The sequence below is a fragment of the Acidobacteriota bacterium genome, assembly GCA_012517875.1.
Classification (GTDB): Bacteria; Acidobacteriota; JAAYUB01; order JAAYUB01; family JAAYUB01; genus JAAYUB01.
In genome coordinates this window covers 24,063-45,311 of sequence record JAAYUB010000095.1, presented here as the reverse complement: position 1 = coordinate 45,311, position 21,249 = coordinate 24,063, and the positions used below count along the sequence as shown (strand labels likewise).

At 66.9% G+C, this 21,249-nt stretch carries 17 protein-coding genes; 14 read left to right on the top strand and 3 right to left on the bottom strand.

Annotated elements, in window-relative coordinates; genetic code table 11:
* The first annotated feature begins 2 nt into the window (after nt 1-2).
* The 10 genes from GX414_10105 to GX414_10060 all read left to right on the top strand — a co-directional run bounded on the left by GX414_10105 (nt 3) and on the right by GX414_10060 (nt 13,110).
* The gene (locus GX414_10105; protein ID NLI47449.1) at nt 3-3,179 is read left to right on the top strand and encodes an efflux RND transporter permease subunit; all 3,177 of its coding nucleotides are present in this window, start codon (nt 3-5) and stop codon (nt 3,177-3,179) included.
* Between the two features lie 4 nt (nt 3,180-3,183).
* The gene (locus GX414_10100) at nt 3,184-4,608 is read left to right on the top strand and encodes an efflux transporter outer membrane subunit (protein NLI47448.1); all 1,425 of its coding nucleotides are present in this window, start codon (nt 3,184-3,186) and stop codon (nt 4,606-4,608) included.
* Between the two features lie 34 nt (nt 4,609-4,642).
* Nucleotides 4,643-5,170, top strand: coding sequence for a MarR family transcriptional regulator (locus GX414_10095; protein NLI47447.1), 528 nt, complete (start codon nt 4,643-4,645; stop codon nt 5,168-5,170).
* 42 nt (nt 5,171-5,212) lie between these two features.
* Complete coding sequence (locus tag GX414_10090) at nt 5,213-6,937, top strand: phospholipid carrier-dependent glycosyltransferase (protein ID NLI47446.1); 1,725 nt, start codon at nt 5,213-5,215, stop codon at nt 6,935-6,937.
* Nucleotides 6,938-6,994: 57 nt separating this feature from the next.
* Nucleotides 6,995-8,023 carry a glycosyltransferase family 2 protein gene (locus tag GX414_10085; protein NLI47445.1) on the top strand — a complete coding sequence of 343 codons (1,029 nt, stop codon included), beginning with the start codon at nt 6,995-6,997 and terminating at the stop codon, nt 8,021-8,023.
* A gap of 106 nt (nt 8,024-8,129) precedes the next feature.
* Nucleotides 8,130-10,613, top strand: a complete 2,484-nt coding sequence (locus GX414_10080) for a TonB-dependent receptor (protein ID NLI47444.1) — start codon at nt 8,130-8,132, stop codon at nt 10,611-10,613.
* A gap of 258 nt (nt 10,614-10,871) precedes the next feature.
* Nucleotides 10,872-11,420 (top strand): DUF937 domain-containing protein, encoded by a 549-nt coding sequence (locus GX414_10075; GenBank protein NLI47443.1) that lies wholly within the window; start codon nt 10,872-10,874, stop codon nt 11,418-11,420.
* Nucleotides 11,421-11,504: 84 nt separating this feature from the next.
* On the top strand, nt 11,505-11,882 hold the full coding sequence (locus tag GX414_10070; protein ID NLI47442.1) for a LysM peptidoglycan-binding domain-containing protein: 378 nt from the start codon (nt 11,505-11,507) through the stop codon (nt 11,880-11,882).
* 154 nt (nt 11,883-12,036) lie between these two features.
* Complete coding sequence (locus GX414_10065; GenBank protein NLI47441.1) at nt 12,037-12,369, top strand: YegP family protein; 333 nt, start codon at nt 12,037-12,039, stop codon at nt 12,367-12,369.
* A gap of 297 nt (nt 12,370-12,666) precedes the next feature.
* Nucleotides 12,667-13,110: a hypothetical protein gene (locus GX414_10060; GenBank protein NLI47440.1), complete on the top strand. Its 444-nt coding sequence runs from the start codon at nt 12,667-12,669 to the stop codon at nt 13,108-13,110.
* Nucleotides 13,111-13,228: 118 nt separating this feature from the next.
* Here the strand turns inward: GX414_10060 and GX414_10055 are convergent, their stop codons facing one another.
* Entirely contained in the window at nt 13,229-13,855 is a 627-nt protein-coding gene (locus GX414_10055) for a DedA family protein (protein NLI47439.1), read from the bottom strand.
* Between the two features lie 199 nt (nt 13,856-14,054).
* Between GX414_10055 and GX414_10050 the strand changes: the two genes are divergently transcribed.
* Complete coding sequence (locus GX414_10050) at nt 14,055-15,473, top strand: B12-binding domain-containing radical SAM protein (GenBank protein ID NLI47438.1); 1,419 nt, start codon at nt 14,055-14,057, stop codon at nt 15,471-15,473.
* A gap of 48 nt (nt 15,474-15,521) precedes the next feature.
* Here GX414_10050 and GX414_10045 read toward each other — a convergent pair whose 3' ends face one another.
* Together GX414_10045 and GX414_10040 are read right to left on the bottom strand one after the other, a co-directional pair.
* A complete protein-coding gene (locus GX414_10045) occupies nt 15,522-15,926 on the bottom strand; it encodes a DUF2177 family protein (protein ID NLI47437.1) in 405 nt (134 codons plus the stop codon).
* Nucleotides 15,927-15,986: 60 nt separating this feature from the next.
* On the bottom strand, nt 15,987-16,820 hold the full coding sequence (locus GX414_10040) for a protease inhibitor I42 family protein (GenBank protein ID NLI47436.1): 834 nt from the start codon (nt 16,818-16,820) through the stop codon (nt 15,987-15,989).
* 187 nt (nt 16,821-17,007) lie between these two features.
* Between GX414_10040 and GX414_10035 the strand changes: the two genes are divergently transcribed.
* The 3 genes from GX414_10035 (at nt 17,008) to GX414_10025 (ending at nt 20,781) form a co-directional block, all read left to right on the top strand.
* Complete coding sequence (locus GX414_10035) at nt 17,008-18,012, top strand: DUF362 domain-containing protein (protein NLI47435.1); 1,005 nt, start codon at nt 17,008-17,010, stop codon at nt 18,010-18,012.
* 71 nt (nt 18,013-18,083) lie between these two features.
* Nucleotides 18,084-18,410: an STAS domain-containing protein gene (locus GX414_10030; protein NLI47434.1), complete on the top strand. Its 327-nt coding sequence runs from the start codon at nt 18,084-18,086 to the stop codon at nt 18,408-18,410.
* Between the two features lies 1 nt (nt 18,411).
* Nucleotides 18,412-20,781, top strand: coding sequence for a SpoIIE family protein phosphatase (locus tag GX414_10025; GenBank protein ID NLI47433.1), 2,370 nt, complete (start codon nt 18,412-18,414; stop codon nt 20,779-20,781).
* Nucleotides 20,782-21,249: the final 468 nt, after the last annotated feature.

Below are 21,249 nucleotides of genomic sequence, written 5' to 3'. Positions count from 1 at the left end.
CCATGCTCTCCAGATTTTTCCTCGACCGCCCGGTCTTCGCCTGGGTCATCGCCATCGGCATGATGCTGGGCGGCGCCCTGGCGATCTACAACCTGCCCATCTCCCAGTATCCGCCCATTGCGCCGCCGTCCATCTCCATCTCCGCGGTCTTCCCCGGCGCGTCGGCCAAGACCGTCGAGGACAGCGTGGTCCAGATCATCGAGCAGAAGATGACGGGCCTCGACCGGATGCTGTACATGTCCGCCACCAGCGACTCGTCGGGCACCGGCACCCTCACGCTGACCTTCGCGCCGGGCACCGATCCGGACCTGGCCTGGGCGAAGGTGCAGAACAAGCTCCAGCTCGCGCTGCCCATGCTGCCGGAGGACGTGCAGCGCCGGGGCGTCACGGTCAGCAAATCGACCCGCAATTACCTGATGATCGTCGGCCTCCGGAGCGAGAGCGCCGACCTGGACCAGCACGACCTGAACGACTACTGTGCGTCCCAGATCCAGCCGTCACTGGCCCGCGTGCCGGGCGTGGGCGAGGTGGAGGCGTTCGGATCCCAGTACGCCATGCGGATCTGGCTGAACCCGGACCGGCTCACCAAGTACAACATGACCACGAGCGACGTGGTGCTCGCGGTGCGGGCGTACAACGTGGAGGTTTCCGCCGGCCAGTTCGGCGGGATGCCGGCGGTTCCCGGCCAGCGCCTCAACGCGTCCATCATCGTGCAGTCGCTGCTCAAGACCCCCGAGGAGTTCGCCGCCATCCCGCTGCGCATCAACCCCGACGGGTCGGTGGTGCGGGTCCGGGACGTGGCGCGCACCGAGCTGGGGACCGAGTTCTACGACGTCATCTCCAAGCATGACGGCATGCCGGTGGCCGGTCTGGCGGTCCGCCAGGAGCCGGGCGCCAACGCTCTGGACACCGCCGACGCGGTCAAGGCCAAGATGGCGGAGCTGTCGCGGTACTTCCCCGCCGGCATGAAGGTGGTCTATCCCTACGACACGACGCCCTTCGTGAAGGTCGCCATCTGGGAAGTGGTCAAGACGCTCATCGAAGCGATCGTTCTGGTGTTCCTCATCATGTACCTGTTTCTGGGCAACCTGCGGGCCACCCTGATTCCCACCATCGCCGTGCCCGTGGTGCTGCTGGGCACCTTCGGCGTGCTGGCGCTGTTCGGGTTCTCCATCAACATGCTCACCATGTTCGCCATGGTGCTGGCCATCGGGCTGTTGGTGGACGATGCCATCGTCGTCGTGGAGAACGTGGAGCGCGTCATGAGCGAGGAGGGGCTGTCGCCGCGCGAAGCCACCCGCAAGTCCATGGGCGAGATCACCAGCGCGCTGGTGGGCATCGGGTTGGTGCTCTCGGCCGTCTTCGGCCCCATGATGTTCTTCCCCGGCTCCACCGGGGTTATCTACCGCCAGTTCTCCATCACCATCATTTCCTCGATGATGTTGTCGGTGGTGGTGGCGTTGATCCTGACGCCCGTGCTCTGCGCCTCGCTCCTCAAGCCCGTGGCCAAGGGGCATGAGGCGGCCGAAACCGGCTTCCGCCTGTTCCGGCCGTTCTTCCTCTGGTTCGACCGCGGCTTCAACTTTTTACGGGAGCGGTACCAGGCGCTGGTGGGGCACATCCTGCGGGTCAAGGCGCCCTACCTCGTCCTCTTTGTGCTCATCGTCGCGGCCATGGGTTACTACTTCATGCGGATGCCCACGTCGTACCTGCCCGATGAGGACCAGGGGATGATGATGGCCATGGTCCAGCTCCCCCCCGGATCCACCCTGGAGCAGACTGAAGAGGTGATGACCAGGCTCCGGCACCATTTCCTGGTGGAGCAGAAGGAGGCCGTGGAATCCTGCATGACCATCTCCGGGTTCAGCATGGCCGGCCGCGGCCAGAACCAGGGCATGTCGTTCATCAAGCTGCGGGACTGGGAGCTGCGCGACCGGCCGGACCTCAAAGTGAAGGCGGTGGCCGGCCGCGCCATGGGCGTGTTCGCCGGCTACCGGAACGCCCTGGCGTTCGCGTTCCCGCCGCCGGCGGTGGTGGAGCTCGGCCAGGCCAAGGGGTTCGACTTCATGCTGCAGGACCGCGGCGGGCTCGGCCATGCCAAGCTGATGGAGGCCCGCGGCCTGCTCATGATGCAGGCCATGCAGGACCCGCGGCTGGCGGCGGTCCGACCCAACGGCCTGCCCGACGTGCCCCAGTACAAGGTGGACACGGACTGGGAGAAGGCCGGCACCCTCGGGGTGAGCGTGACCGCCATCCAGGCCACCATCGCCACAGCCTTCGGCAGCGCGTACGTCAACGACTTCATCCAGGGCGGCCGTGTCAAGCGGGTGTACGCCCAGGCGGACTCCGCCTTCCGCATGTTGCCCAACGGCCTGGATCGCCTCTACGTCCGCAACAACCTGGGCGAGATGGTGCCAGTCGCCGCGCTGGCCTCGGGGCGGTGGATCTACGACTCGCCCCGGCTGGAGCGGTACAACGGCTTCCCGGCGCTGAACTTCCTCGGCGAGGCGGCGCCCGGCCGGAGCTCCGGCGAGGCCATGCAGGCCATGGAGGAGATCGTCGCGAAGCTGCCCCAGGGTTTCGGCTACGACTGGACCGGCCTGTCGTACCAGGAGCGCATGGGCCAGGCCCAGACCGGACTGCTGTACACGTTCTCCATTCTGGCCATCTTCCTGGTTCTGGCGGCCCTGTACGAGAGCTGGACGATCCCCATCTCCATTCTGTTCGCTCTGCCGCTGGGGGTCATCGGCGGTGTGCTGGCGTCCACCTGGCGCGGCCTGCCCAACGACGTTTACTTCCAGATCGGCCTGCTCACCGTGCTCGGCCTCACCACCAAGAACGCCATTCTGATCGTCCAGTTCGCCAAACTGCGGTTGGCGCAGGGGATCAGTCTCATCGAGGCCACTCTCGAGGGCGCCCGGCTTCGGCTTCGGCCCATTGTGATGACGTCGCTGGCGTTCGGCTTCGGGGTCCTGCCCCTGGCCATGGCCGCCGGCGCGGGTGCCGGCGCCCAGCAAGCCATCGGCACGAGTGTGCTGGGCGGCATGATCACCGCCACCTTCCTGGCCATCTTCTTCATCCCCCTGTTCTATGTAGTGGTGGTTCAGGTCTTCGGCCGGAAAACGAGCCGCCGGGTCGCGTCCCACGCGCCGGATGAGTTCCAGCCGCAGGAGGAATAGCACCATGAACCGAATTCTCATTCTCACGGTGGGACTGGCCCTGTTCCTCTGCGGCTGCCCGAAGCGGCAGGCGTACGAACAGCCGGTCCCGCCGGTGCCGGCCGCCTGGCCGGAGCCGGCCGCCGGCGCGGCCGCGACCGGATCCGGCGCGCCCGCCGCCGCCGAGATCGGCTGGCGGGAGTTCTTCACCGACCCGAAGCTTCAGTCCGTGATCGGGCGGGCGCTGGAGCACAACCGGGACCTGCGGATCGCAGCGCTGAACGTCGACAAGGTCCAGGCCCTGTACCGGATCCAGCGCGCCGCGCAGTACCCCACGGTGAGCGCGGCCGCCGCCATCGACGCCTACCGCGTGCCGAAAAACCTGTCGGGTGCCGACGAGTCGGAGACCGTCGCCCAGTACACCCTGAGCCTCGGCGCCACCGCGTGGGAGATCGATTTCTTCGGGCGCATCCGCAGCCTGAAGGAGCAGGCGCTGGAGCAGTACCTGGCCACGGAACAGGCCCGCTCGGCCACCCAGATCTCGCTGGTGGCCGCCGTGGCCGCCAGCTACCTGACGCTGGCGGCGGACCAGGAGAATCTGCGGCTGGCCAGGGCCACCCTCGACGCCCAGCAGAAGGCGTACGAGCTGATCCGCAGCAGCCGGGATTTCGGCATCGCCTCCGACCTGGACGTGCACGAGGCGCAGTCCCTGGTGGAAGCCGCCCGCGTGGACATCGCCCGCTACAACGGCCTCATCGCCCTGGACCGGAACGCGCTCGACCTGGTGGTGGGCGCGCCGGTGCCGCCCGACGAGCTGCCCACCGAGCTCGATGCGGTGGCCGACTTCCGGGAGGTGGCCGCCGGGCTGCCTTCCGACGTGCTGCTTCGCCGGCCCGACATCCAGGCGGCCGAACACCAGCTGCGGGGCGCCTACGCCAACATCGAGGCGGCCCGCGCGGCGTTCTTCCCGCGGATCACCCTGACCGCCGGCGTGGGGCTGACCAGCAGCGACCTGGCCGACTTGTTCAAATTCGGGTCCCGCTCGTGGAATTTCGTGCCCCAGGCGGTGCTGCCCATCTTCGACTGGGGCACCCGCCAGGCCAGCTACCAGGTGTCGCAGGCGGACCGGGACATCGCCGTCGCCACGTACGAATCGGCCATCCAGTCGGCTTTCCGCGAAGTCAGCGACGCGCTCAGCCTGCGGGCCACCCTCGTGGAGCAGCAGGCCGCGCAGGAGGCCCTGGTCCACACCCTGGAGGCGACCTGCCGTCTGGCGGAGGCCAGGTACAAGGCAGGCATTGACGGCTACCTGAACGTCCTCGTGGCGCAGCGGGCGCTCTACAATGCCCAGCAGGGGCTGGTGAACGTCCGCCTGGCCCGCCGGGCCAATCTGGTGGAGACCTTCAAGGCGCTGGGCGGCGGCGTCGAGCCGGGTCCGTCCGCACCCTGACCCTCGCGCGGCGGCGGGTGACGAGGAGAACGGCATGCGCGATCAGCATCTCCAGGCCATCATCGACAAGCTCGACGAGCAGTTCCCGGATTATGACCACACGGCCATCCGACTCGTCGTGGAGCTGTCCAACACCTACCACATCCTGGCGTCCGTCATGGAGCGGGCGTTCGCCAAGTACAAGATCACGCCCCAGTCCATGGACGTGCTGACCCTCCTCTACATGAAGCGGGGCCAGGAGTGCGCCCTGGGCGAGATCGGCGAGCTGCTGCTGGTCAGCCCGGCCAACGTGACCGGTCTGGTTCAGGGGTTGGTTCGGAAAGGCCTCGTGGGACGGCGTGAGGATCCCCAGGACCGGCGGAAGCGCCTGGCGGAGATCACGCCCCGGGGAATCGCCCTCATGGAGGACTTCCTCCCCAAGTGCGCCCGGTTTCTCCAGGACGTGTTCGCGGCCGTCTCGTCCGAGGACAAGCGCCGGCTCTGCGCGCACCTCCGGCAGATCGCCGACCTGCTGATGCCGTATTGGGAAAAGCGCATCCTGCCGGAACTGGAAGGGCCGTAAGGCGCCGTGCGTCCGGCGGAATCAACTGGTGGAACGACAGCGATGATGCCAATTTCAAGTTCTGACACATCGACGGGCGGATCCCGTCGGGAGACGGTCTGCCTGCTGCTGGCGGCCGTCCTGCTGGGTGCCGTGGTCCGGTTCTCGGGCCTGGCCGAGCGCGGACTGGCCGAGGACGAGGTGAACAAGATCCAGGCCGTGCGGCAGTACCAGCAGGGCGATTTCACCGGTAACGCCGAGCACCCCATGCTCCTAAAAAGCCTTGTCCTTGTGTCGGTCACCGCGGCCGACCTCTGGAACCGCTGGGGCGCCGGGACGAACGGCGGCCGGCTCACCGAGGAGGTGGCCGTCCGCCTCCCCAACGCTCTGGCGGGCACCCTGACGGTCATCCCGCTGTTCCTGGTGGGCGCCGCGTTTTTCTCCCGCCGGGTGGGTTTGCTGGCGGCCTTCCTGTGGGCCGTCGGCATCCACGCGGTGTTCGTCAACCAGATGGCCAAGGAAGACACGCTGCTGGTGTTTTTCCTGCTGTGGGGCATCTACTTCCACTGGCGGATGAAGACGACTCCGGATGAGGCCGCGCGCCGGAAGCGGATGTTCTACCTGCTGTCGGCCGCGTGCTTCGGCCTCATGCTGGCGAGCAAATACTTCCCCCACTTCTGGGCGGTGACGCTCCTGTTTTTCTACCTCCATCGCCGTGGCAACCCCGGTCTGTATCCGCCGGACCGCTACGGGAAGCGGGAGCTGTTGCTCTACGTCGCGGTGATGGGTGCCGTGTTCCTGCTGGCCAATCCCATGATCCTGCATCCGACGGTGCTGGCGCACATCATCTCCTACACGGGCCAGGCCACGGTCACGCACCACGGCTACGTCATGTTCGACCGCCTGTTCCCCAACAGCATCACCCTGACGCCGTTCGGCGGCACGCCGTGGTACTTCTACCTGCTGGCCCTGGCCGTGAAACTGCCGCCGCTCGTGCTGCTGGCGTTTGTCGGCGGCACGGCGCTGTGCGCGCGGCGATGGCGGGCGGCCGGCCCCATGTTCGTCCTGCTTTGGCTGGTGTTCTGGCTGGTGCCCTACTCGATTGTCGGCGTGAAGTTCCTGCGCTACCAGTTGAGCCTCATGCCGGCGGTGTATCTCGCGGCGGCGTACGGGACGTTCGCCGCGGCGGAGTGGCTCGCCGCGCGCTGGTTCCGTGCCGCTTCCCCGGTGTATCGGTGGATCCCCGAGACCGCGCTGACCGCCCTGGTGGTGTTGGCCTCGCTGGCGGCCCTGGTCGCGGCCCACCCGTTCTATGCCCTCTACGTCAACGCGATCGGCGGCGGGGCGGATCGCGCCGCCTATTATTTCCCCCATGACGAGTGCTACGACCTGCAGCTGCGCGAGGCGATTGCCGGCACCCTGCGGCAGGCGCCCCCGGGCAGCGTCCTGGTGGGTGAAACGCCGGCCGTTTTCAGCTATTATCTCAAGCAGTCCGGCCGCCGGGACCTGCGCGTGGCCAATTTGTCCGACGCCCGGTTCGCCCTGCCGGTGACGGCGCCCCGCTTCGTCTTCCTGCAGCCCGGCCGGATCTATTACGAGAACGTGGCGTTCCACTCCCGGCTGTGGAACCGGGAGGATGACCTGCTGAGCGTCGGGATCGACGGGCGGCCCATGGTGCGGGTGTTCCGGCTCGACGGAACGGAATTCGGGGAGATCGTGGCGGCTCGCGACACGGCCCCGCCCCGCGTCCAGGTGCCGTTGGAGATGTACTTCCTCACGGCGGACTGATCGCCGCGACTTCAGCCGGCCGTGCCTGTGGGGGCGGCCGGCACAAGGATGGGTGTGATGAACCAATCGACAGCCCCAGCGGTTTCCATCGTCGTTCCGTTTCATAACGAGGAGGTGAACATCCCGCTGCTCTACGAGGAGATCACCCGGACCATGGCCGGGATCACCGCTGCGTACGAGCTGATCTTTGTCGATGACAAGAGCACCGACGGCTCCGTGGACGCCATCCTCGCCCTGGTCCGCCGCGATCCGCGGGTGGTCTGCGTGAAACTGCGGCGTAACCACGGCCAGACCGGCGCCCTGGCGGCGGGCTTCGACCATGCTCGCGGGGAGATCGTCATCAGCATGGACGGCGACCTGCAGCACGACCCCGCCGACATTCCGGCCCTGCTGCAACCGGTCCGGGAGGACACCTGTGACATCGCCAGCGGCTGGCGCAAGGAGCGGATCGATCCGTTCCTGTCCCGCAAGCTGCCGTCGCGCATCGCCAACTGGATCATGGCCCGTTTCTCCGGGCTCGACATCCACGACTTCGGGACCACGTTCAAGGCGTACCGGAGGGACATCCTCTCGCAGGTCCGGCTCTACGGCGACCTGCACCGGTTCATCCCGGCACTGGCGCTGGCGTACGGGGCCCGAGTGCGAGAGGTGCCCATCAACAGCCGGAAGCGGCAGCACGGCCGCTCGCACTACACCATCATGCGCACGTTCCGGGTGATGTTCGACCTGATCACCATCCGCTTCCTGCTCAAGTACATCACCCGGCCGCTGCACTTCTTCGGCCGGCCGGGTCTCCTGTGCCTGGTCGGCGGGGTCGGCACCGGGCTGTTCCTGGTGGCCAAGAAGCTGCTGCTGGGCGGTGACGTGTTCACGCAGCACGCGCCCCTGCTGATGTTCGCCGTGCTGCTGGTGCTGGCGGGCGTGCAGCTCGTCTGCTTCGGACTGCTGGGCGAAATGCTCACCCGCGTCTACTTCGAGTCCAGCCAGAGGACCATCTATGCCGTGGAGAAGGTGATCCGCCACGGCGATCCGCTGGCGTCCCCCCGCGCCGAGGCCGGCGGGGAGGCGGGTGAGGGGACGGCCTGAATGTCCCTGGCGACGTCTGATCCGGAGCGCGCCGGCTGGTCCGCCGGTCGGCGCCCCACCCGGCCCGGAGGCCGGACACACTCCAACCGGCGAGGCGAGCGGACCGATGCGACGTACCCATGACAGAGCCCTGCGGCTGGGATGGGCGGCCGTGATCCTGATGGCGGCCTGCCCCGTTTGGGCCGGCGCCGCGGGGCCGGTGCGGATCACGGTCCGGTTCGCGCTCCCCTCGGGGGAGCTGCAGCCGCTGCCCGGGGCCACCGTGACTCTGCAGCCGGAGGCCCGGGAGCAGCCGCTGCAGAGCTTCACCGGCGACGACGGCCGCGTGGAGTTCGCCGATGTGGCGGCCGGTGCGTACGTCGTCCAGGCGGCGATGGACGGGTTCGTGACCACGCGCCGCAAGGTCACCGTGCTCCGGGAACAGGCGCTGGACGTGGAGCTGACGCTGCCGCTGGCACAGCTCGCCGCCTCCGTGGACGTGGTGGCCGAGAGCGAGCAGGAGCAGGTCCGGCAGCCGACGCTGCCGGCGGAGCTGCGCGAGGAGCTGCTCCGCACGGCGCCTCTGGTGAACGAGAAGTTTCAGGACGCGCTGCCGCTGCTGCCCGGGGTGGTCCGCGGACCCGACGGTTTGCTGAACCTGAAGGGGGCGCGGGCGAGCCAGAGCGGCCTGCTGGTCAACTCGGTCAACGTGACCGATCCGGTCACCGGCCAGTACGCCATGGAACTGCCCATCGAGGCCATCGAAAGCGTGAAGGTGCACGCCAACCCGTACGCGGCCGAATACGGCAAGTTCACGGGCGCCGTCACCACCATCGAAACCCGGCGGGGCACTGACACGTTCAAGTTCCTCCTGACGAACTTCATGCCGCGCCTGCGCTGGGTGGACGGCAGCACCCGCGGCTTCGAATCGTTCACGCCGCGGCTGGCCCTGGCCGGGCCGCTGGCGCGCAATCGCGTCTGGTTCACCCAGCACCTCGAGTACCGCTTCATCCTGACCGACGTGCCCTCGCTGCCGGAGCCGAACAACGTGACCCGGCTTGAGACCTTCGACTCCTTCACCCGCATCGACTGGGATCCCGGCGACACGCACGACGTCACGGCGGTGCTGTCCATCTATCCCCAGAACCTGAAGTATGTCAATCTGGACACGTTCCATCCGCCCGCGGTGACCCCCAACTACCGCCAGCGGGGATACTTCTTCGCGTTCGCCGACCGGATGATCCTGAACCTGAATGCGCTGATGGAATCTTCCTTGTCGGTCAAGCAGCTGGACGCCCATGTCTGGGGCCAATCACTGGATCCCATGACCATCACTCCGGAAACGTGGCGCGGGGGGTTCTACAACACCCAGGACCGCTTCAGCCGCCGCTACGAGTGGGCGCAGACCCTCACCCTGAACCAGTCGCGCTGGCACGGGCTGCACAACCCGAAGTTCGGTTACGTGGTCTCGCACTCCGCCTTCGACGGCACCGACCGGAGCCGGGAGACGGTCATCCGCCGCGCCGATGGGACGCGGTTTCAGCGGTTCGAGTTTGTCGGGGCGGGGGCGCTGTCGCGGGGGGTGACCGAGTGCACCGCGTTCGCCCAGGACCGCTGGCAGATCGGGGCGCCGCTCACGCTGGACGCCGGGGTGCGGCTCGACTGGGATTCGCTGGGCGATCGGTTCCACATCGCGCCCCGGGCCGGATTCGCTTGGCTGCCCTTTCCGAAGGATCCACGCACGGTGATCCGGGGCGGCCTCGGCGTCTTCTACGACAAGATCCCCCTCAACGCCGGCGCCTTCACACAATACCAGCAGTTCCGGGTGACCAACTACGCCGCCGACGGTGAAACGGTGGTGGGCGGGCCGGTCACGTTCATCAACGTCCTGGGGGGCGGGCGGCTGGACAACGCCTACTCCTTGACCTGGAACCTGGAGCTGGACCGCGAGATCACCCGCGGGCTCTGGGCGCGGGCCGGCTATCAGAACCGCGAGCAGCGGGACGACCTGGTGGTCGACCCGGTGGCCGGCGAGACGCCGGCCCTGGTGCTGAGCAACCGGGGCAGTTCCAGTTACAAGGAGTGGCTCGTCAGCCTGCGGTACCGCTTCCGCCAAGCGGACGAAGTCACCGTCTCCTACGTGCGCTCGTCGGCGGTGGGCAACCTCAACGCCTTCGAGCTGTACTTCGGCAACTACCACTATCCCGTCATCCGGGCGGACGAGGTGGGGCCGCAGCCGTTCGACGTGCCGGACCGGTTCCTGGTCACCGGGATCGCCAACCTGCCGTTCGGAATCATTCTGGCGCCGCTGCTGGAGATCCGCGACGGCTTCCCGTACTCTCTGGTGGACGAGGAGCAGCGCTTCGTCGGCGCCCGCAACCGCGGCGGCCGCTTCCCGCTGTTCGCCTCGCTGGATTTCACGTTGATGAAAAAGGTGGACATCAAGTTCCGGAACCGCGTGTACCGCACCCAGATCGGCATCAAGATCTACAATCTCACGAATCACTGGAATCCCCGCGACGTCCAGAACAACGTGGACAGCCCCGCCTTCGGCACCTTTTACAACGGCGTGGGCCGGCAGTTCCGTGGCAAGTTCGAAATCGATTTTTAGCCGGCCCGCCTCCGGTCGATCGCGCCGACAACTCCTTCACGTGTGAATCGACTGTCGCAATCTGACAGCCGGGTCGCGGATCAATATCTCATGATGCAAGGACAGCGTTTGTCCGTCATCACGATGAGCCGTCGGTGGAGCGGATCGGAGTATTTTTCGCACCTCGTAACTTTTTTGAAACTTCTATTGACTTTGCTGAATCAACAATAAAATAGACATGCAAAAACAACTGTCGCAAATCAAATCAGGAGAGGTTCTATGGACCTAATGGAATTGCTTCTCAACACGGGGGGCGGCGGGGCCATCAGCCAGATCGCCCAGCAGTTCGGATTGCAGGAGGATCAGGCGCAGTCGGCGGTGGCCAGCCTGCTGCCGGCGCTGCAGGCGGGGCTCTCCCGGAACGTCAAGCAGGAAGGCGGAATGGACAGCCTGTTCCAGGCGCTGGCCGGCGGCGGCCACCAGCAGTACCTCGACAACCCGGGCATCCTGGGCTCGGCCGAAAACATCATGGACGGCAACGGCATCCTGGGGCACATCCTGGGCAGCAAGGACGTGAGCCGGGCCGTCGCCGCCCAGGCATCGCAGCAGACCGGTATCGGCACGGACATTCTGAAAAAGATGCTGCCCATCGTGGCCAGCCTGTTGATGGGCTCGCTGAGTCGCCAGACCAACGCGCCGGCCGCGCCACAGTCGCCGTTCGGCCAGGCCGGCGGCGGGATGGACATTCTGGCCTCGATTCTGGGCGGCGGCGAAGACAGCTCCGCCGGCGGCCTGATGGGCATGCTGGGCAAGCTCTTCGGCGGTTAGTCCGCCGAATCCATCAGCGACCATCCGGACGGCCGCCCGTGCGGCCGATGACATTTATTTCATCACAACCCGCAAGGAGGCATTATGGCTTTGATTGACAAGTACCAGGAATTGATGACCTTGGCGACGCGGTTGGAAATTCGCGACTTCCTGGTCAAGGAAGAAGGCGGCAAGCTCGTCATCAAGGGTGCCACCACTTACCAGCTGGAGAAAGACCTGTTCTGGGACAAGATCAAGCAGTACACCGACTGGCAGAAAGAGCTCTCGGTGGACATCAAGGCCGACCGGTCGGACATCCACGGCATTCACACCGTCCAGCCGGGCGACACGCTGTCCAAGATCGCCAAAACCCACCTGGACGACGCCAAGCGGTACATGGAAATTTTCAACGCCAACAAGGACATCCTGAAGGACCCGAACCTGATCAAGGTGGGCCAAAAGCTGGTGATCCCCAAGCGCTGAACACCACGCGGTCATCCGCCGGGCGGCTCCGCCCGCCCGGTGCGATCCGCGCTCCGGACCGCCGGACTTCCACTCCCCGGGAAGTGCGGCGGACACCGCAGCGACCACTCGCTTCGAACGGTTTATTCATTCCACCCAAGAGGAGGAGATTGACATGGCTGCAAAGTTTGAGCTGAAGAAGAGCAAGAGCGGACAGTTCACATTCAACCTGAAGGCCGCCAACGGACAGGTCATCCTGACCAGCGAGCTGTACAACACCAAGCCCGCCGCGGAGAACGGGATCGCCTCGGTCCAGAAGAACGCGGCGTACGACGACCGCTACGAGCGGAAGGTGGCCAAGGACGGGCAGCATTTCTTCGTCCTGAAGGCGGCGAACCTCCAGGTCATCGGCAAGAGCGAGCTCTACAAATCCGCCGCGTCCATGGAGAAGGGCATTGCATCGGTGAAGAAGAACGGCCCCGTCGCCAAGATCAGCGACTGTTCCTGAACGCGATTACCGTCACAATTTGGGCACGATCCGGCACCCGGCGTTTCCGCCGGGTGCCGGGCTTTCGGCGTCCGGTGCAGACGCGTGCGTCCGGGCACGGCCGAGTTGAGGTGCGGGGGCGCGGACTCCCGGGCCGAGGCGACGTTTTGCCACGCGCTGAGCCTATTGTCCATGTTCCAGCATTCCGATCCTTTGTCACCCATGCCAAGCTGAAACGGTTGCCAGCGACTGGTTGTCCCTTGACATCTGAGGCCGTGCCGAATACGGGCGCCTGAGTCGGAGTGGAGTGGGTGCACAATGAAGAACCTGGTCTGTTCTACAATCGCCTTCCTGGGTCTAGCCGTCCTGACCCTGGCGGGTTCCGTGAGTTACGTGTCGACGTGGAAGAACCCGATCGCCGATCCACTGGACCGGACGGGCAAGAAGGTGGCGACCTTCGTGATCAGCGCGGACGAATCCATGCGGCTGGGTCCCGAAGAGACGCTGGCCGCGGAGCTGTGTGGCCGGGGCGTGGATTGCGTGGCGGGGAAGGAGGAGGAACTCCGTGATATGCCGGGCACTGCCTGGTACGCCGGGCCTTACTGTGCCGGCTTTTGGGGTTACTGGGATTACAGCTGGTCCACGTCTACTCGCCGGGCTACAGAATTCCAATACCGTCGTATCGCTGGAGACGCTGGTTTACTCCATCGAGCAGGATTCCCTGGTCTGGGCAGGATTGTGCAAGACGACCGATCCGAATGATATCCAAAAGCCGGTCAGAGAAATCGCCGACGCGGCCGGCAAGAAAATACGTAAGGCGGGCTTGATCCGGTAGCTCGCCGCGACGACGTTGCCGGGGAGCCACCCCGTTCGATTCGGGCTACCGGGTCGCTGCGGTGGGTTTCCTGCGCGCAAGGTGGCGATACACGAACAAACCCGCCAAGGTGACAAGGATCAGCACCACCACGATGTCCACGACGTGGCTGTACTCCATGACCAGGTGCCAGTTCTGCTTCAGGTAATAGCCCACGACCGTGAGAAAGGCGTTCCAGAGACCGGCGCCGATCGCGGTGTAGATGGAGAACTTGACGAGGTTCATCCGGGCGATGCCCGCCGGGATGGAGATCAGGTGGCGGACCACCGGGATGAAGCGGGAGATCAGGATCGCGAGCTCGCCCCGCCGCGCGAAGAACCGCTCGGTGATTGCCAGGTCGTGGGGATCCAGCAGGAAGTACTTGCCGTAGCGGGTGATGAAAGGGCGGCCGCCGTATTGCCCCATCCAGTAGGACAGCAGCGAACCGACGAAGCTGGCCAGAGTACTCACCGCGATCACACCGAAGAAGGAGAACCGCCCCTCGGCGATGAGGAAACCGGCGAACGGCATCACCGCCTCGCTGGGCAGGGGGAACACCATGCTTTCCAACACCATGGCAATGAAAATGGTGATGTAGCCCGTCGAGTCGATGAACCGGGTGACATGCTCGGCGATCCAGGCGGTGATGCTCATGCGCGCGGCCTGCTCCTCCTGACAATCAGAGCAGCATTATACGGTCTATTCTTGAGCTGGCAAGAAAATTGGATCGGTGCTGGCCGGTGCGTCACGGTCGCGTCGCGAGGCGGGATTTGTCGGACGCTCATGATTCCGGGACGGTGGACGGCGCCTTGACGGCGCTGCGGGGCGGGGGGATAATGGCCGGCGAGGCCCCATGAAACAGCGTATCCTGCTGATCCAACCGCCCCGACTGGCCAGCCAGCCGAACCGGATGGTGTTCCCCCGCGGGCTGGCCCAGATCGGGTCGTTCCTGCGGGCCAACGGCTGGCCGGTCGCGGTGCTGCCCCTGTCGTACGCGGCGGTGGCCGACGTGACGCCGCCGGCGGTCATTCGCTCCATCATCGAGTCGGTGCTGACCGAATTCAAGCCCGACGTGGTGGGCGTCGGCTGCCCGTACACCATCGGCTACCACACCAGCATCGAGATACTCCGTCTGGTCAAGGCGTTTCGGGAGGACATCGTCACCGTCATCGGCGGTCCCCATGTCACCTTCACCGACGCCGAGACCGCCGCCGATCCCGCGGTCGACTGCGTGGTTCGCGGCGAAGGCGAGTGGACGATGGCCGAATGGCTGGCCGCCCGCGAGGCGGGGCGGGACCCGGCGGGCGTCCGGGGCCTCACGTTCCGGCGCGACGGCGCCACCGTCCGCACGTCGCCGCGCCCCCCCGGTGACCTGACCGCGCTGCCGCCCGTGGACTTCGGGCTGTTCCCGGCCGAGTTCATCCAGCGGTGCCAGGTCTACGGCATGATCCACCGCGGCTGCCGGTACCGGTGCGCGTTCTGCGCCGAGGCCGCGTTCTGGGGCCGGGAGCGCAGCCTGCCGATGGAGCGGCTCGTCGGGGAGATCGCCGGTCTGGCCGATCGCTACAGCGCCCGGATGATGGGCATCGAGGACAGCTCCCAGTGGCTCGCCTCGCCGGAGCTGGCCCGGCTCATCCGCGGCCTGCGGGGCGTGCGGCAGTGCCTGCCGCCGGCGTTCTTCATGAACCTGACGGTGGAGCCCCTGGACGCGGCGAAGCGGGAGACTCTGGCGGCGCTGCGCCAGGCGGGCGTCGGCACCATCTGGCTCGGCATCGAGAACTCGTCCGAGAAGGTGCTGGCGGCCATGGGCAAAAAGCGCCCCTGGTCGCGGACCATCGCCATGTGCCGGGCCCTGCGGGACCACGATTTCATGATCAAGGCAGAGTGGATGATCGGCCATCCGGGGGACGACCCGGTTGAGGCGGCGGACGCGCTGACCAAGCTGGACGGCCTGTTCCGGGACGACCTGATCACCAGCGCCGATTTCGGCGTCTTCGTGCCGCTGCCCGGCACGCGGCCGTGGAAGGATCCGGCGGCGTTCGGCCTCGAGATCCTGCACCGCGACTATCGGTACTACAATGAGTTCTCCATCACCCGGCCGGTCTGCCGGCTGCGGGATTTCCCCGTCGGCCAGCTTGCCGAGATCGCCCGGCGGACGGAGCAGATGATCACCCGCCACACCGGGATGCTGCGACCGGCCCGGGTGATCACCGCGCCGTTCGGCGCGCGCCCCGCGATCCTCGACACATTGCCGGAGCCGTCGGCACATTGAAACGGATTCAGCCGGTTCATGCTTTTCAGGAAAGGGGCCAGGACAGTGTTATCCGTCCCGGGGGCCGAGGCGGATGCAGAGGTACGCCGTGGCTGCCGCCACCGCGGCGCCCCACGCCAGGTCCACCAGCGTCACCGCCAGCGGCCAGCGGGCCACCGTGGCCATATTGGTCAGGTCGTAGGTGGCGTACGTGACCAACCCGAAGAACGCGCCGCGAAGCGTCCCGCGTCCGGGCGCGCCTTCTCGCGCCGCCGGCGACACGACGAAGTGGACCAGACCGGCGATGAACAGCAGGTAGAACACCCCGGCGGCGTACCAGTTCGGGGACTCCGCCAGGAGAAAGCCGATCTGCTGCCGGTAGAATGTGCGGGCGACGACGCCCAGCCAGACGGCATCCAGCACCAGGAAAACGGTCAGGGCCAAGCCATAGCGTTTCAACCAGACAGCAGACATGTTCACCTCCGTGGGGACCGGGCATCCGTACGACGGACGGATTGGATGCAGCCGACCACCCTACGGCTGCGCCGGCCGGGCCACCCGGACCAGGACGTGGAAGACCTCGGTGGGCCCCGGTTCCCAGGGGCGGCGGTACTGGATGACGAGCTTAGCCGCGCCCGGACGTTCGGCGCGGAAGCGGAAAATGTAGGTTCCGCCGGCGCCCACGCGGCCGGCGTCCGCGGGGTTCTGCTGGTACTCGCTGTTGCCCATGGCCGCCACCGCCGGGTCGTCGGGGGGTAGGGCGGCCCATCCGAAGCCGGTGGTGGGATTGCCGGCCAGCCGGACGGTGATCGTCTGCCCCACCACCGCCTCGATGTAGTGACCGGTGGCCTCGCGCCCAAGAACAATATCCGTTCCCGGCACCATGGGTTGGGCCGGAGCGGCCGGCGGCAGGGGCTGCGGCGGCGCGGCCGGCGGGATTGAAGCGGGGGTCGCCGTCGACGGCACGGGCGCGGCCGTCTCATTTGACTTTAACTGGTCGTACTCGTCCGGCGGCAGACCCGGCACCTGCAATTCCTTGCCGCTGCGCCTTTCCTTGGGGTGGCGTTGGGGCATCCAGCCGTTGGACCCCCAGGTGATCCGCCGCTTCCCCACCCAGTACATCGTTCCCCACGGGGTGCGGACGTGGTCGTTGATCTCCGGGTCGAGGTCCAGCCGCTTGCCGTCGTAAGTCAGCGTGCCCGTGCGGTTCTCGGTCTGATAGCCGCCCTTGCGGACCTCCAGCGTGTAGGTCCATTTGCCGGACGTGTACATCCCGGGTTTGGTGATAGCGACGGCGGGGCTTCCCCCGTCGCCGGACGCGATGGCGGCCAGCAGCAGGACGGCCAGCGCGGCAGCGGCAAATTTCATGATCGCCTCCTGAAGTGTGGATGGGACATGCTCAGGCGGTATTGTACATGAAATCCGGGGCGATGGGTTGAATCCGGCAACCGGCGGCCGGCGTCTCGGTGTTGTCCCGAGGTGGTTGCGCAGGGCGGGCGCCGGAGAATACAATGGGCCGAGCGGTCTGTGAAACCCCAGACCGAGGAGGTGCCGGATGCGGTGGACGAAGGACGGGATCAATCGGCGGGATTTCATGAAAGGAACCGTGGTGGGGCTGGCGGGCTGGCCGCTGCTCGGCTCGCTGACGGGAACGGTCCGGGCTGACGCCCCCCGTGCCGCCCGGGTCGCCCTGTGCAAGACCACCGACCGCCGGGCGGGCGTGGAGCAGGTGATGAAGCTGCTCGAGTTCGAGCCGCCACATGGTCGGCGGGTGCTCGTCAAGCCGAACTTCAACACCGCCGACCCGGCCCCCGGCTCCACCCACAACGACACCCTGCTCGCCATCGTGCGGGAGCTGCGCCGCCGCGACGCGGGCGCCATCGCCGTGGGCGACCGGTGCGGCCCGGCCAAGATGCCCGAGGTGCTCGCCCGGAAGGGCATCCCGGAGATGGCGAAAGAGGAGCGGTTCGATGTGATCGACTTCGGGGCGCTCCCCGACACCGACTGGCTGCCGTTCAGCGCGCCGGGTCTGCACTGGGAGAACGGCTTCACCATCCCGCGGCCGGTCCGGGAGGCCGAATACATCGTGATCACGCCCTGCCTCAAAACCCACCAGTACGGCGGCGTGTTCACCATGTCGCTGAAACTGGCGGTGGGCATAACCCCGCGCAGCCTGATGCGGCAGCTCCACGGCAACACCGAACACATGCGCCGCATGATCGCCGAGATCAACCTGGCCTACACCCCGAAGCTCGTCGTGCTCGACGGCGTGGAGTGCTTCGTCGACGGTGGTCCCATGGAAGGGAAGAAGGCCGAGGCCGGCGTGATTTTGGCCGGCATCGACCGGGTGGCCGTCGACGCCGTGGGACTGGCGGTGCTGCGCGAAGTGGGCGCCAACGACGCGATCATGGGAACGCCCGTCTTCCGGCAGGAGCAGATCGCCCGGGCGGTGGAACTGGGCCTGGGCGTGAGCCGGCCCGAGGCCGTCGAGTTCGTCACCGGCGACGCCGAGAGCCGGCGGTACGCCGACAAACTGAAGGCGATCCTGGCGGCCGGCTGATCCCGATTCAGTTTGCCTTCCAGCGGCAAAATCCCTATGATTGGACTATCCCGGTATTCCGAGGTGGGGCCATGCAGGTGGAAGTCTCCAGCGTTGGTGACAAGTGGACAGTCCTCGCGCCGCAGGGCCGCGTAGACGCCCATACCGTCGACGACTTCGAAGCCGCCGTCCGGAAGGAACTGGCGGGGGGCGCGCGGTGGCTGGCCATGGACCTGTCCGACGTCCCGTATATGAACAGCGCCGGGCTGCGTGTGCTGCTCATCGCGCTCAAGGCCGTCCGGCCGCTCGACGGTGGCGTGGTGCTGGCGCGGCCCCAGCCGCAGGTTCTGGAGATCCTCGAGATCTCCGGCTTCCTGAAGATGTTCACCATCGTCGCCAATACCGCCGGACTGAGCTGACATGAGCATCAAGGCCCGCCTGCTGCTGGTCCTGATCCCCGCCATCCTGGTCCTGTTCGGCGCCCTGCTGCTGCTGAGCTTCCGCCAGAGCGAGCACACCGTCCTGACCCAGATCAACCGGGAATCGTACGAGCTGGCCCATGCCCACGCGCGGGAGTTCGATATCCTGTTCGAATCGTCCCGGCAGGTGGCCGAAGGGATCGCCACCTCGGTGGGCAGCATGGAGACGCTGACCCCCGAGGCCGTTGACCTTCTGCTTCAAGGCACGTTCTCGCGGAATCCGGGCGTCTACGGCAGCACAATCTCCTTCGTTCCGGACAAGACGCCGCTGGGACGCTACGCCCCCTATTACTGCCGCGCCCCCGGCGGCGACCTGAAATTCCAGTCACTGGCCGATCCCGCCTACGACTACACGGTCTGGGACTGGTTCCGGCAGCCGCTGGCCGACGGGCGGGGGCACTGGACCGAGCCGTACCTGGACACCGGCGGCGGCGACATCCTAATGACCACCTACGCCTACCCCGTTTGGCGCAAGGGCGAACTGGTGGGCGTGGCCACGGTGGATATCGCCCTGGCCGAGCTGGTGGATCGGCTGGAACGGTTCGCCGCGCGGCGCGGCGGCCAGGCTTTCATGGTGACGGAGGCGGGCCGACTCATCGGCCGAAGCCGCCAGGTCTCCGGCCAGCTGATGTCCAACGAGAGCTTCTGGGACATCGCCGAGCGGTCTCCCGACCCGCACCTCAAGGATCTGGCCCGGCTGCTGAAGGATCCGGCGCCCAACTTCGTGGACATGACCGACCCGTACACGCGCAAGCCGTCGCTGGTCATCGACGCCCGGATCGAATCCATCGGCTGGACCCTGGCCATCATCGCGCCGCGCGACGTCTTGCTGCAGCCCCTGATCCAGCTGAAAAACACTGTGATCCCCATCGCCATCGTCATCGTAGGGTTGATCGTGGTGCTGCTGCTGGCGGTGTCTGACTCGGTCACCAAACCGCTGGCCCGGTTCCTCGGTCAGACTGACAGCTACTCCCAGGGCAACTATGCCGAGCGATTGGCCGAAGACAAGGGCCCCCTGGAGATCCGCCGCCTGGCGGGCTCCTTCAACCGCCTCGGCCAGGCCATCCTGGACCAGATCGAGAACGTCAAGACCAGCACCGCCCAGAAGGAGCGGTACCGCCAGGAGCTGATGATCGCCGCCGACATCCAGCGCAGCATCCTGCCCCGGCAGTTTCCGCCGTTCCCGGAGCTTCAGGACCGCCTCGACGTGTACGGCTACTACCGGCCGGCCCGGGAGGTGGGCGGCGACTACTTCGACTTCCTCCGCCTTCCCGGCGGCGCGGTGGGCATCGTCGTGGCCGATGTGTCCGGCAAGGGGGCCCCGGCGGCCTTCTTCATGGCCATGGCCCGGCTGCTCGTGCGCGCCATGGCCGGGCGCGGCTACTCGCCGGCGGAGATCGCGCGGCGGGCCAACCATCTGCTGTTCGAAGACAACGAGGCGGGCCTGTTCGTGACCCTTCTCTTCGCCGAGTACCATCCGGACACCGGCCGGACGCGGCTGGTCAGCGCCGGGCACAATCCGCCGGTGCTCCGCCGCGCCGACGGCCGGACCGAGGAGATCCGGCCCAACCCGGGGATCCCGCTGGGCGTGATGCCGGGCGCGCACTACGAGGTCATGGAGCTGGCACTGACGCCGGGCGACGCCTTGGTCATATACACCGACGGCGTGACCGACGCCCAGAACGCACGGGAGGAAGAATACGGCATGGCTCGTCTCCGCGACGCGGTCGGTGCCGCGCCGGCGGCGGCGGCCCGGGAGATGGCGGACGCTGTCGTGGCGGCGGTGTCGGCGTTCGCCGGCGACCAGCCCCAGCCCGATGACATCACCCTGGTGACCCTCATCCGGCGGGACGGGGCGACCGCAGCCGCCGTTCCGGCCGGTCGGCCCGAGGAGGTGATCCAGATGGCGCTCCCCGCCCGCACCGGCGTGCTGGAGCGGGTGGCCATGATGACCGAGTCGGTGGCCAGGGAGGCGGGCTTCACCCGCAGCGAGGCAGAGCGGATCGTCCTGGCCGTGGACGAGGTGGTCTCCAACGTGATCGAACACGCCTACGGACCGGCGAGCGCGGAGACGTTCGAGCTGCGTCTCTGCACCGCCGGCGACGTGCTGCGGATCGTCATTGCCGACTACGGCCAACCGTTCGATTTCGAGGCGGCCAGCCGCAAGTACGACGGCCAAGCCACGCCGGACCAGCCGGTGGGGGGCATCGGCCTGTTCCTCGTCCGCGAGGTGATGGACGAGGTCCGCTACGAGCCCGATACCGTGGACGGCAACCGGGTGACCTTGGTGAAGCGCCGGAAAAACGAATAGGGATGCCGCCCGCGCTCGGGGCCGGCCGTCAGACGTCCCGGACGGGGGTGTTCACCACAAAGCCACAAAGATCATAAAGGGTTCGTTTCATCTGTAATTGGTCGTTTTCCATTCGTCAGTATTCATTTTCTGGTTATTGACCCTGGTTTCATCGTGATTGGCTGTTTGGGATCCTGTGACGGATTGCCGGTCCCACTCGTGCTCCGGTCCCGCTCTTCAATTACGCAGCCGTACGGAGGACCTGCGCAGCAGGTCCAGTACGGGTAGCCCCGTGTACAACCCGGGGTTCGGCCGCGGTCAAGTAGCTCCTGTCGCTGCGCCGTAGCGCCCGTCCGCCGGACGGGCGCCGTGAAACTCGGCAGGAGATGGCGGGTTTCGATAGGTCGTCACCGTGACGCGAGTCGGCGCCATGGGCGAATCGCTCAACCGTGCCGGGAGAGCGGGCCGCGCCCGGCGGGCGCGGCCTAC

Excerpts from the sequence above, each read along its gene's own strand:
- GX414_10105 (NLI47449.1), top strand. The coding sequence starts at position 3 with ATGCTCTCCAGATTTTTCCTCGACCGCCCGGTCTTCGCCTGGGTCATC.
- GX414_10100 (NLI47448.1), top strand. The coding sequence starts at position 3,184 with ATGAACCGAATTCTCATTCTCACGGTGGGACTGGCCCTGTTCCTCTGC.
- GX414_10095 (NLI47447.1), top strand. The coding sequence starts at position 4,643 with ATGCGCGATCAGCATCTCCAGGCCATCATCGACAAGCTCGACGAGCAG.
- GX414_10090 (NLI47446.1), top strand. The coding sequence starts at position 5,213 with ATGATGCCAATTTCAAGTTCTGACACATCGACGGGCGGATCCCGTCGG.
- GX414_10085 (NLI47445.1), top strand. The coding sequence starts at position 6,995 with ATGAACCAATCGACAGCCCCAGCGGTTTCCATCGTCGTTCCGTTTCAT.
- GX414_10080 (NLI47444.1), top strand. The coding sequence starts at position 8,130 with ATGCGACGTACCCATGACAGAGCCCTGCGGCTGGGATGGGCGGCCGTG.
- GX414_10075 (NLI47443.1), top strand. The coding sequence starts at position 10,872 with ATGGACCTAATGGAATTGCTTCTCAACACGGGGGGCGGCGGGGCCATC.
- GX414_10070 (NLI47442.1), top strand. The coding sequence starts at position 11,505 with ATGGCTTTGATTGACAAGTACCAGGAATTGATGACCTTGGCGACGCGG.
- GX414_10065 (NLI47441.1), top strand. The coding sequence starts at position 12,037 with ATGGCTGCAAAGTTTGAGCTGAAGAAGAGCAAGAGCGGACAGTTCACA.
- GX414_10060 (NLI47440.1), top strand. The coding sequence starts at position 12,667 with ATGAAGAACCTGGTCTGTTCTACAATCGCCTTCCTGGGTCTAGCCGTC.
- GX414_10055 (NLI47439.1), bottom strand. The coding sequence starts at position 13,855 with ATGAGCATCACCGCCTGGATCGCCGAGCATGTCACCCGGTTCATCGAC.
- GX414_10050 (NLI47438.1), top strand. The coding sequence starts at position 14,055 with ATGAAACAGCGTATCCTGCTGATCCAACCGCCCCGACTGGCCAGCCAG.
- GX414_10045 (NLI47437.1), bottom strand. The coding sequence starts at position 15,926 with ATGTCTGCTGTCTGGTTGAAACGCTATGGCTTGGCCCTGACCGTTTTC.
- GX414_10040 (NLI47436.1), bottom strand. The coding sequence starts at position 16,820 with ATGAAATTTGCCGCTGCCGCGCTGGCCGTCCTGCTGCTGGCCGCCATC.
- GX414_10035 (NLI47435.1), top strand. The coding sequence starts at position 17,008 with ATGCGGTGGACGAAGGACGGGATCAATCGGCGGGATTTCATGAAAGGA.
- GX414_10030 (NLI47434.1), top strand. The coding sequence starts at position 18,084 with ATGCAGGTGGAAGTCTCCAGCGTTGGTGACAAGTGGACAGTCCTCGCG.
- GX414_10025 (NLI47433.1), top strand. The coding sequence starts at position 18,412 with ATGAGCATCAAGGCCCGCCTGCTGCTGGTCCTGATCCCCGCCATCCTG.